Source organism: Hymenobacter agri (assembly GCF_054778495.1).
In genome coordinates, this window is record NZ_BAAGZM010000164.1 from 1 (window position 1) to 7752 (window position 7752).

Genomic DNA, 7752 nt, shown 5'->3' on the forward strand with positions numbered 1-7752 from the left:
AGCGTGTGCTGCTGCTCCGCACCGCCGATGCGGCCCGCCTCGCCCAGTTCCCGGCCCTGCGCGAGCGCCTGAATACCGCCGCCGCCTGGATTACCGTAGTGCCCAAATTAACGGCTTCTATCGCCGCCGAGCAGGCGCCCCAGCCCCGCGTGGAGGTGCTGGCCAGCAAGGTGCCACTGTGGCTCGATAAGGCCATTTTCGGCGACACGGCTACCAATGCCCCCAAAGGCCGCACCGTGTGGGCCACCGTGCGCGTGGGCGCCCAACTGCAGCGCAACTACCCCACCCAGAACTTGGCCGCCGTGGTGCGCGGCACCGCCCGGCCCGACTCGTTCCTTGTGGTGTCGGCCCATTACGACCACCTCGGCATGATGGGCCCGCACGTGTACTTCCCCGGTGCCAACGACAATGCCAGCGGCGTGGCCCTGCTGCTGGAGCTGGCTGCCCACTACGCCAAGCCCGAAAACCGCCCCGCCTACTCGGTGGTCTTCCTGCTCTTCGGGGCCGAAGAAGCCGGCCTGGTCGGCTCCGAATACTTCGTGAAACACCCGCTCGTGCCGCTCCGGCGCATCAGGTTTCTGATGAATTTGGACCTGCTCGGCACTGGCGAGAAAGGCGCCACCGTCGTCAACGGTCGCGTATTCGAGCCTGCTTATCAGCGCCTCACCGCCCTCAACGACGCGCACCACTACCTGCCCGCGCTGGCTGCGCGCGGCAAGGCCGCCAACTCCGACCATTTTCCTTTTTCCGAAGCCGGTGTGCCCGCATTTTTTCTCTATACCCGCGGCGGCAGCACCGCCTACCACGATGTGAACGACCAGCCCAAAGCCTTGTCGCTGGTCGGTTTCAACGGTGCTTACGGCCTAGTGCGCGACTTCCTGAATGAGCTGGGCGCGGCCCCGGCGCAGAAATAGCGAGTACCCCAAAATTTCATTTCGGCCCGCCATAACGGTTTGTAATGAAGCCGTTCTATCGGGCCGAAATAGAATTTCGGAGTATTCATTAGACGACACAAAAAAAGCGGCAGCCGAACCAGGTTCGACTGCCGCTTTACGGTATCAGTAGTTGCGGTTGCTTAGCCTTTGGCTTTCAGCGAGAGCATGATTTGCTTGGCAATGGGCTCCCACTCGGGCTTCTGGCGGTCGGCGCAGTTGAAGGTGCAAATCATCAGCTTGCCTTCCACGTCGGTGAAGAACACCAGCGTATACACTTCGTGGCCCATTTCGGGCTTCATGAATTCGAGGTAGCCCACCTTGCGGTTGTTGATGTTTTTCACACCATCGCCAAACCAGGTAGCGTCTTTGTATTGCTTGTGGTAAGTCTTGCCGAACGACGCGGCGTACACGTCTACCATGTCCTGGTCGGCGTCGTTGTCGCTGTAGTTGAAGGCCAGGCTGATGAGGTTGTTATTGGTGAAAATCACGCTGGGCCGGCTCTGCGCCTTGGCGTAGGCGAAGTCCATCTGTTGCTCCGTCATTACTTCGAAACCCTTGGGAATCAGGATTTCCACCCGCTCGCTGAGTACGCGCTTCTTCACCAGCTCAATTTCGGACAGCGGCTTGGCAGCCGTTAAAATTATGCCCAGAATGCAAAGTAGTAGTGTAGATTTCATACGATTAAGGATAAGGGGTTGGGGTAGTAAGCTGTTTTCGGATAGCCAAGTTAGATACAATATTCAATAATCCAACTTTCCGGTTACAAATATTGCGAATTATTTTTCCCTGGCCAAAAGAGCATACGTTTGCTGCCTAATAATGGCTTAATAATCGGCTATTTGGCTAATAGCGCTAAAGCGTGTCGAAAGTTGGTTTTGGCCAGATTATACCTGGGGGGAAGCTTGTTTTGTAACTGCTTTTATTGGTTTAATTCAATTTTATAAAATTGCTTTTCGATGAACGCCTAAAAATTCACGGCGAACGAAACCAAAAGTTAACGTTTGACGCCGTCGGCTACAGGATGTTATTAAGCTGCTCCTTGATTTTTTCAAGCTCTTCTTTCATACCAACTACCAGATGCTGCACGGTCGCATCGTTGGCTTTGGAGCCAATGGTGTTGATTTCGCGCCCGATTTCCTGGGCCAGAAAGCCCAGCTTCTTGCCTACGGCCTCATCGGGCTGCTGCACGGCCTGTTCGAAATAGGCTAAGTGGGCCGCTAAGCGCACCTTTTCTTCGGCAATGTCGAGTTTCTCGATATAGTATAACACCTCCTGTTCAAAGCGGGTAGCGTTGAAGTGCTCGTGGCTGGTAAGCTCGGCCAGGTGCCCAGCCAGGCGCTGGCGCACGTGCTCGATGCGGGCGGGGTCGTGCTCCTCCACGGCGGCCAGCAGCTGGCGGCTGCTGCCCACGTAGCCCAGAATCTCGGTGGTGAGGGTGCGGCCTTCGTCGTGGCGGAACTGCTGCATGGCGGCCAGCGCCTCCAGCAGCAACGGCTGCAGCTCGGCCCAGGCAATTTCTTCGGCGGCGGGCTCGGCCTCGCGCAGCTCGGTGGCGCTGGGGATGACGCCGGGCAGGCGCAGGGCCGCCAGTAGGGTTTCTTCGCCGGGCTTGATTCCGAGGCTGTTGGCCACGGCTTGCAGTTCGTGGAAGGCGGCCACTAGGGCTTCCTTATTGAGCGTGGTGGCGGCGCGGGCGGCGGCGGGCCGCACGAAATCGAGGTTGAGGTTGACTTTGCCGCGCAACAGGGCTTTGGTGACGGTGTTGCGGATTTCGAGTTCGTGCGGCATCAGGAAGCGCGGCAGGCGCAGGGTCAGGTCCATGGTTTTGGAATTGACGGAGCGCAGCTCGACGGTGGCGGCATAGGTATCGGTTTCGCGGTGGGCTTGGCCGAAGCCGGTCATGGAAATAAGCATAGCGGGGGAGGTGTGTTCTGTGCGGGTGCAAAGAACGGCAGATGCCGGGCAACGGTAGGAATGATGGAACGTGTGTCCTGAAGCGCTGGCTTCGGTCCGCCTGGGGGCGCTCCACGAGCCGAAGCGAAGCTTCGGGGTACACGTTCCGGTGTGAAGAAACGGCGAGTAACAATAGCGTAACTCGCTCACCAACTTGCCATAATGGGCCGCCGGTAGCTTTGCTTCATCAAATCGACATGCTATGAAGCGTTGCTATTTATTGGGGTTTTTACTGTTGTGGCTGAGTACGTTGGCCGCCGCCCAGCCGGGTACGCTGGTGGGCAAAGTGCTGGATAAGAAGACCAGTGAGGGTGTCATCGGGGCCACGGTGCTCGTGACGGGCAGCACCACGGCCGCGCCCGTGAACGTGGACGGTACTTACACCCTGCCGCTGGCTCCGGGTACATACAGCATCACGATGACTTACGTGGGCTACAAGCCGCTCGCCTTCGCGGGCATCGTTATCAAAAGCGGCGAAACCACCACGCTGAACGGCGTGATGGAGGAAAGCGCCACCAGCCTGACCGAAGTAACCGTGACCGGCGTGAAGCAGACCGGTACCGAGGTAGCCCTGATTCAAGACCTGAAAAAGAGCGAGGTGGTGGTGAGCGGCATGAGCAACGACCAGATTGTGAAAACCCTGGACCGCGACGCGGCCGAAGTGGTGAAGCGCATTCCGGGCGTGACGGTGCAGAACAACAACTTCATTGTGATTCGCGGGCTGGCCGAGCGGTACAACACGGTGCTGCTGAACGACGCCCTCACGCCCTCGGCCGAAGTGGATACCCGCTCGTTCTCGTTCGATATTCTTCCCAGCTCGGTGATTGACCGGGTGCTGATTTTCAAGAGCGGCGCACCGGAGCTGCCGGGCGAGTTTGGCGGCGGCGTGGTGAAGGTGTACACCAAGAACTCGGTGCTGGAAAACAGCACCAGCCTCACGGTGTCGGGCTGGAACCGTTCGACGAATACATTCCAGGGCGGCTTTCTGCAGTCGGACCACAGTTCGACGGATTTTCTGGGGTTCGATAACGGCCAGCGCGCCCTGCCTGGCCAGCTGGCTGGCCTGAGCCGCAACGAGTCGCTGACCGGCGCGAACCTGACCAGCCTGCGCCAGAGCGGCGACTACCGCAACGAGTTTCTGCCGCGCGTGGTGATGTCGCGGCCCGACCTGCGCCTGTCGCTGGGTTTGAACCGCAAGTTTGAGATTGGCCGCGTGTATGTGAGTAATGTGACCTCGATTTCCTACTCCAACACCCAGGAGCAGTACGACTCGAAGCGCCAGCGCTACACCTACGACTACAAGCTGGAAAGCACCAAAGCGCCCGGGCAGCGCGCCGAGCCCTCGCTGGTGCAGAACTACGTGGACACGCGCAGCCTCTCGGCCGTGCGGCTGGGCGTCATTCACAACTACCAAGTGCGTCTGAACGACCACCACCGCCTGGAGTTTCGCAACTTCTTCAACCAGTACGGCACCGACGAGGTGGTGAACCGCCGCCTGCAGGACATCGATAACGAGCTGGAGCGCAACGACTACGTGCTGCACTACCAGAGCCGCAGCATCTATTCGGGCCAGCTGGGCGGCTCGCACGAGGTAGGCCCCGCCCGCCACACGGCCCTCACCTGGGCCGCCGGCTACAACTACGTGAACCGCGACGAGCCCGACTACCGCCTGAACCAGCAGACCCGACCGCTGCTGCGCGGCCAGGCGGCCGATGCCAACCCGGCGCCCTACGAAGTGGTGCTGAACTCGGGCGTGGTGAACGCCGACTCGCGGTTTTTCTCGACGCTGAAGGAAAACACTTACATGGCCAGCGGCCAGGTGGAGCAGCGCTTCAACAACCGGCGCGATACGCTGAGCGCCAACCAGGTGAAGCTGCGCGTGGGCTTTTATGCCGAAGAAAAGAGCCGCGACTACAGCAGCCGCTTCTTCAACTACGTGCCGGCCGGGCCGCGCTTCGACAACAGCATCCGGCAGCAGCCGCTGAGCACCATCTTCAGCCCTGCCAACCTCGACCCCGTGACCGGCCTCACGCTGCGCGAAGCCACCAATCCGCAGGACCGCTACACCGGCACCAACCGCCTGGTAGCCGGCTACGTGGGCACGGTGATTCCCTTCTCCGACCAGTTTAACATTTCGGGCGGAGTGCGCATAGAATACAACCGCAAGCGCCTCGAATCGGGCGACCCCGAGGTGACGCCCTACCTGGAGGAGCGCACCTTCGTGCTGCCTTCGTTCAATGCCACCTACAACTTCAACGACCGCAGCCTGCTACGCGCCGGCGGCAGCGTGTCGCTGAACCGCCCCGAGTTCCGGGAAGTGGCCGAGTACACATACTACGACGTGAACAACAACCTGTTCGTGACCGGCAACAAGGACCTGGTGACGGCCAAAATCTACAACGCCGACCTGCGCTACGAATTCTACCCCACCCGCTCGGAGCTGATTTCGGTGGGCGTATTCTACAAGTACTTCACCAACGCCATCGAGCAAACTACTACTTCGGTGTCGAGCGGCGGGCTGTACCTGGGCTACCAGAACGCCAGGCAGGCCTACGATGTGGGTACCGAGGTGGAAGTGCGCAAGTCGCTGGCCGGGTTGTCGGAAAGCGCTTTCCTGCAACGCTTCTCGCTGATTTTTAACGGCTCACTCATCTACAGCCGGGTCGAGCTAGACCAGAACGACCCCAAGAACCAGAAGTTTGCCCTGCCGCCCCGCCCGCTGCAGGGGCAGTCGCCCTACGTGGTGAACCTGGGCCTGTTTTACCAGGACACCGACGCCAAGTGGCAGGTGTCGGCACAGTACAACGTGATTGGGCCGCGCATCACCTTCGCCGGCGACCTGTTCCAGAACCCGTCCATCATCGAGCTGCCCCGCCACGTCGTCGACCTGGCCGTGACCAAGGGCATCGGCAGCCACGTGGAGGTGCGCGCCGGGGTGCAGAACCTGCTCAACCAGCAGGTGCGCCAGTACTACGACTTCGACCGCAACGGCCGCATCAACGGCACCGAAGACGGCAAGGCCTTCGCCAGCTACCGCCGCGGCGTGTACTCGACGCTGGGCGTGACCTACCGCTTCTAGACGGGCTTCCTTGGGTTGAATAACATATTGGTAACGCATTGTTGCTGAAATAGTAACGTGATTTTGTGGTGTCGCCGCAATGTGGCCGGGACCTTTGCACCAGCGTTGCCAAAGCGCTTCCAGACTGCTTCCAAACCCGTTTCAATTCCGCTCTTTCGCCATGAAAAAACTTGTACTCCCGGCCCTGCTGGCCTTCGCCTCGCTCGCGCTGCCCCTGGCCGCCCAGGCCCAGACGGCCTGCCCCACCACGGCCTCGAACGTGGTGACGGTAGCCGCCCAGACCATCACCACCAACACCACCTGGACGCGCAACAACATCTACCTGCTGAACGGCTTCGTGTACGTTGATAATGGCGCCACGCTGACCATCGAGCCGGGCACCATCATCAAGGGCGACCTGGGCAACAAGGGCACGCTCATCATCCGTCAGGGTGCCAAAATCAACGCGGCGGGCACGGCCTCGCAGCCCATCGTGTTTACCTCGAACCAGCCGGCCAGCTCGCGCGCGCCGGGCGACTGGGGCGGCATCATTCTGCTGGGCCGTGCCCCGCAGAACCTACCCGGCACGCCCACCATCGAGGGCGGCGTAGTAGGCACCTTCGGCGGCACCGACCCGCTCGACAACTCGGGCGTGATGCAGTACGTGCGCATCGAGTACCCCGGCGTGGCCTTCCTGCCCGACAACGAAATCAACGGCCTGACGCTGGGTGGCGTGGGCGCCGGCACCACCATCGACCACATTCAGGTGACGGGCTCGGGCGACGACTCGTTCGAGTGGTTTGGCGGTACCGTGAATGCCAAATACCTCATTGCCCTGGCCGGTACCGACGACGATTTCGACACCGACAACGGCTTCTCGGGCCGCGTGCAGTACGGCCTGGCCATTCGCAACCCCCAGCGCGGCGACTTCGCCTCGGGCGGCGTCTCGAACGGTTTCGAGAGCGACAACGACGCCACCGGCACCGCCAACACGCCCCAGACTTCGGCCGTGTTCTCGAACATGACCGTGCTCATGCCCACCCAAACCACCTACGCCACGCCGTTTACCAGCGCTGCCGGGGCCCTCATCCGCCGCAACTCGGCCGAGAGCATTTTCAACACGGTGTTTGCCAACCGCCCCTATGGCTTGGTGCTGAACAGCAACTCGACCAACCTGACCACGGCCAATGCCGCCGGCAACACCCTGCAGTTTCAGAACAACGTGCTGGCGGGCCACGCCAACCCCGGCCGCGCCGGCCGCATCACCACCAACAGCGGCAATACGGCGGGCTTCAGCATCAACGCCTTCGTGAGCAGCAACGCCAACGACACCACCCGCACGGTGGCCGGCCTGGGCCTGAACGCCGACAACTTCCTGTTTGAAGGCGTGTGCTCGGCTGCCAACAAAAGCTGCGCCCCCGCCTTCAACCTGCCCGCCGGCTCGCTGCTGAACACCGGCGCGGCCTTCACCAGCGCCAAGCTCACCAGCGCCGGCCAGGGCGTGAACGGCACCTTCGACGTAGTGACCTACCGCGGCGCCTTCGGCAGCACCAACTGGGCTACCGGCTGGACCAACTTCAACCCCCAGATTACCTGCTACAACGTAGCCGGCCAGACCCTCGCCAACCGCGAAGTGGTGAACGCCCCGCTGCAGGCCCTAACGGTATCGCCCAACCCCGCGCAGGGCGCCGCCACCCTGGGCTTCGACGTGAAAACTGCCACCACCGCCACCGTGCGCGTGCTCGACATGATGGGCCGCGAAGTGGCCGTGGTGCTCACCGCTGGCAAGCTCGGCGCCGGTCCGCA

The 7752-nt window shown here is 61.3% G+C and carries 5 protein-coding genes; 3 read left to right on the top strand and 2 right to left on the bottom strand.

The window, feature by feature from the left end:
* On the top strand, window positions 1–914 hold a 914-nt coding region (locus ACYVDE_RS10235), incomplete at its 5' end, for a M28 family metallopeptidase (RefSeq protein WP_460501415.1).
* 161 nt (window positions 915–1075) lie between these two features.
* Here ACYVDE_RS10235 and ACYVDE_RS10240 read toward each other — a convergent pair.
* A complete protein-coding gene (locus tag ACYVDE_RS10240) occupies window positions 1076–1612 on the bottom strand; it encodes a hypothetical protein (protein ID WP_460501416.1) in 537 nt (178 codons plus the stop codon).
* Between the two features lie 337 nt (window positions 1613–1949).
* The gene (locus ACYVDE_RS10245; protein ID WP_460501417.1) at window positions 1950–2849 is read right to left on the bottom strand and encodes a YicC/YloC family endoribonuclease; all 900 of its coding nucleotides are present in this window, start codon (window positions 2847–2849) and stop codon (window positions 1950–1952) included.
* A 241-nt stretch (window positions 2850–3090) separates the two neighbouring features.
* Between ACYVDE_RS10245 and ACYVDE_RS10250 the strand changes: the two genes are divergently transcribed.
* The gene (locus ACYVDE_RS10250) at window positions 3091–5967 is read left to right on the top strand and encodes a TonB-dependent receptor (protein ID WP_460501418.1); all 2877 of its coding nucleotides are present in this window, start codon (window positions 3091–3093) and stop codon (window positions 5965–5967) included.
* Window positions 5968–6127: 160 nt separating this feature from the next.
* Window positions 6128–7752: T9SS C-terminal target domain-containing protein (locus tag ACYVDE_RS10255; RefSeq protein WP_460501419.1), on the top strand; the 1625-nt coding region annotated here is incomplete at its 3' end.

Bases quoted from the DNA above. Each gene is read 5' to 3' on its own strand.
- ACYVDE_RS10240 (WP_460501416.1), bottom strand. From the start codon at position 1,612: ATGAAATCTACACTACTACTTTGCATTCTGGGCATAATTTTAACGGCT.
- ACYVDE_RS10245 (WP_460501417.1), bottom strand. From the start codon at position 2,849: ATGCTTATTTCCATGACCGGCTTCGGCCAAGCCCACCGCGAAACCGAT.
- ACYVDE_RS10250 (WP_460501418.1), top strand. From the start codon at position 3,091: ATGAAGCGTTGCTATTTATTGGGGTTTTTACTGTTGTGGCTGAGTACG.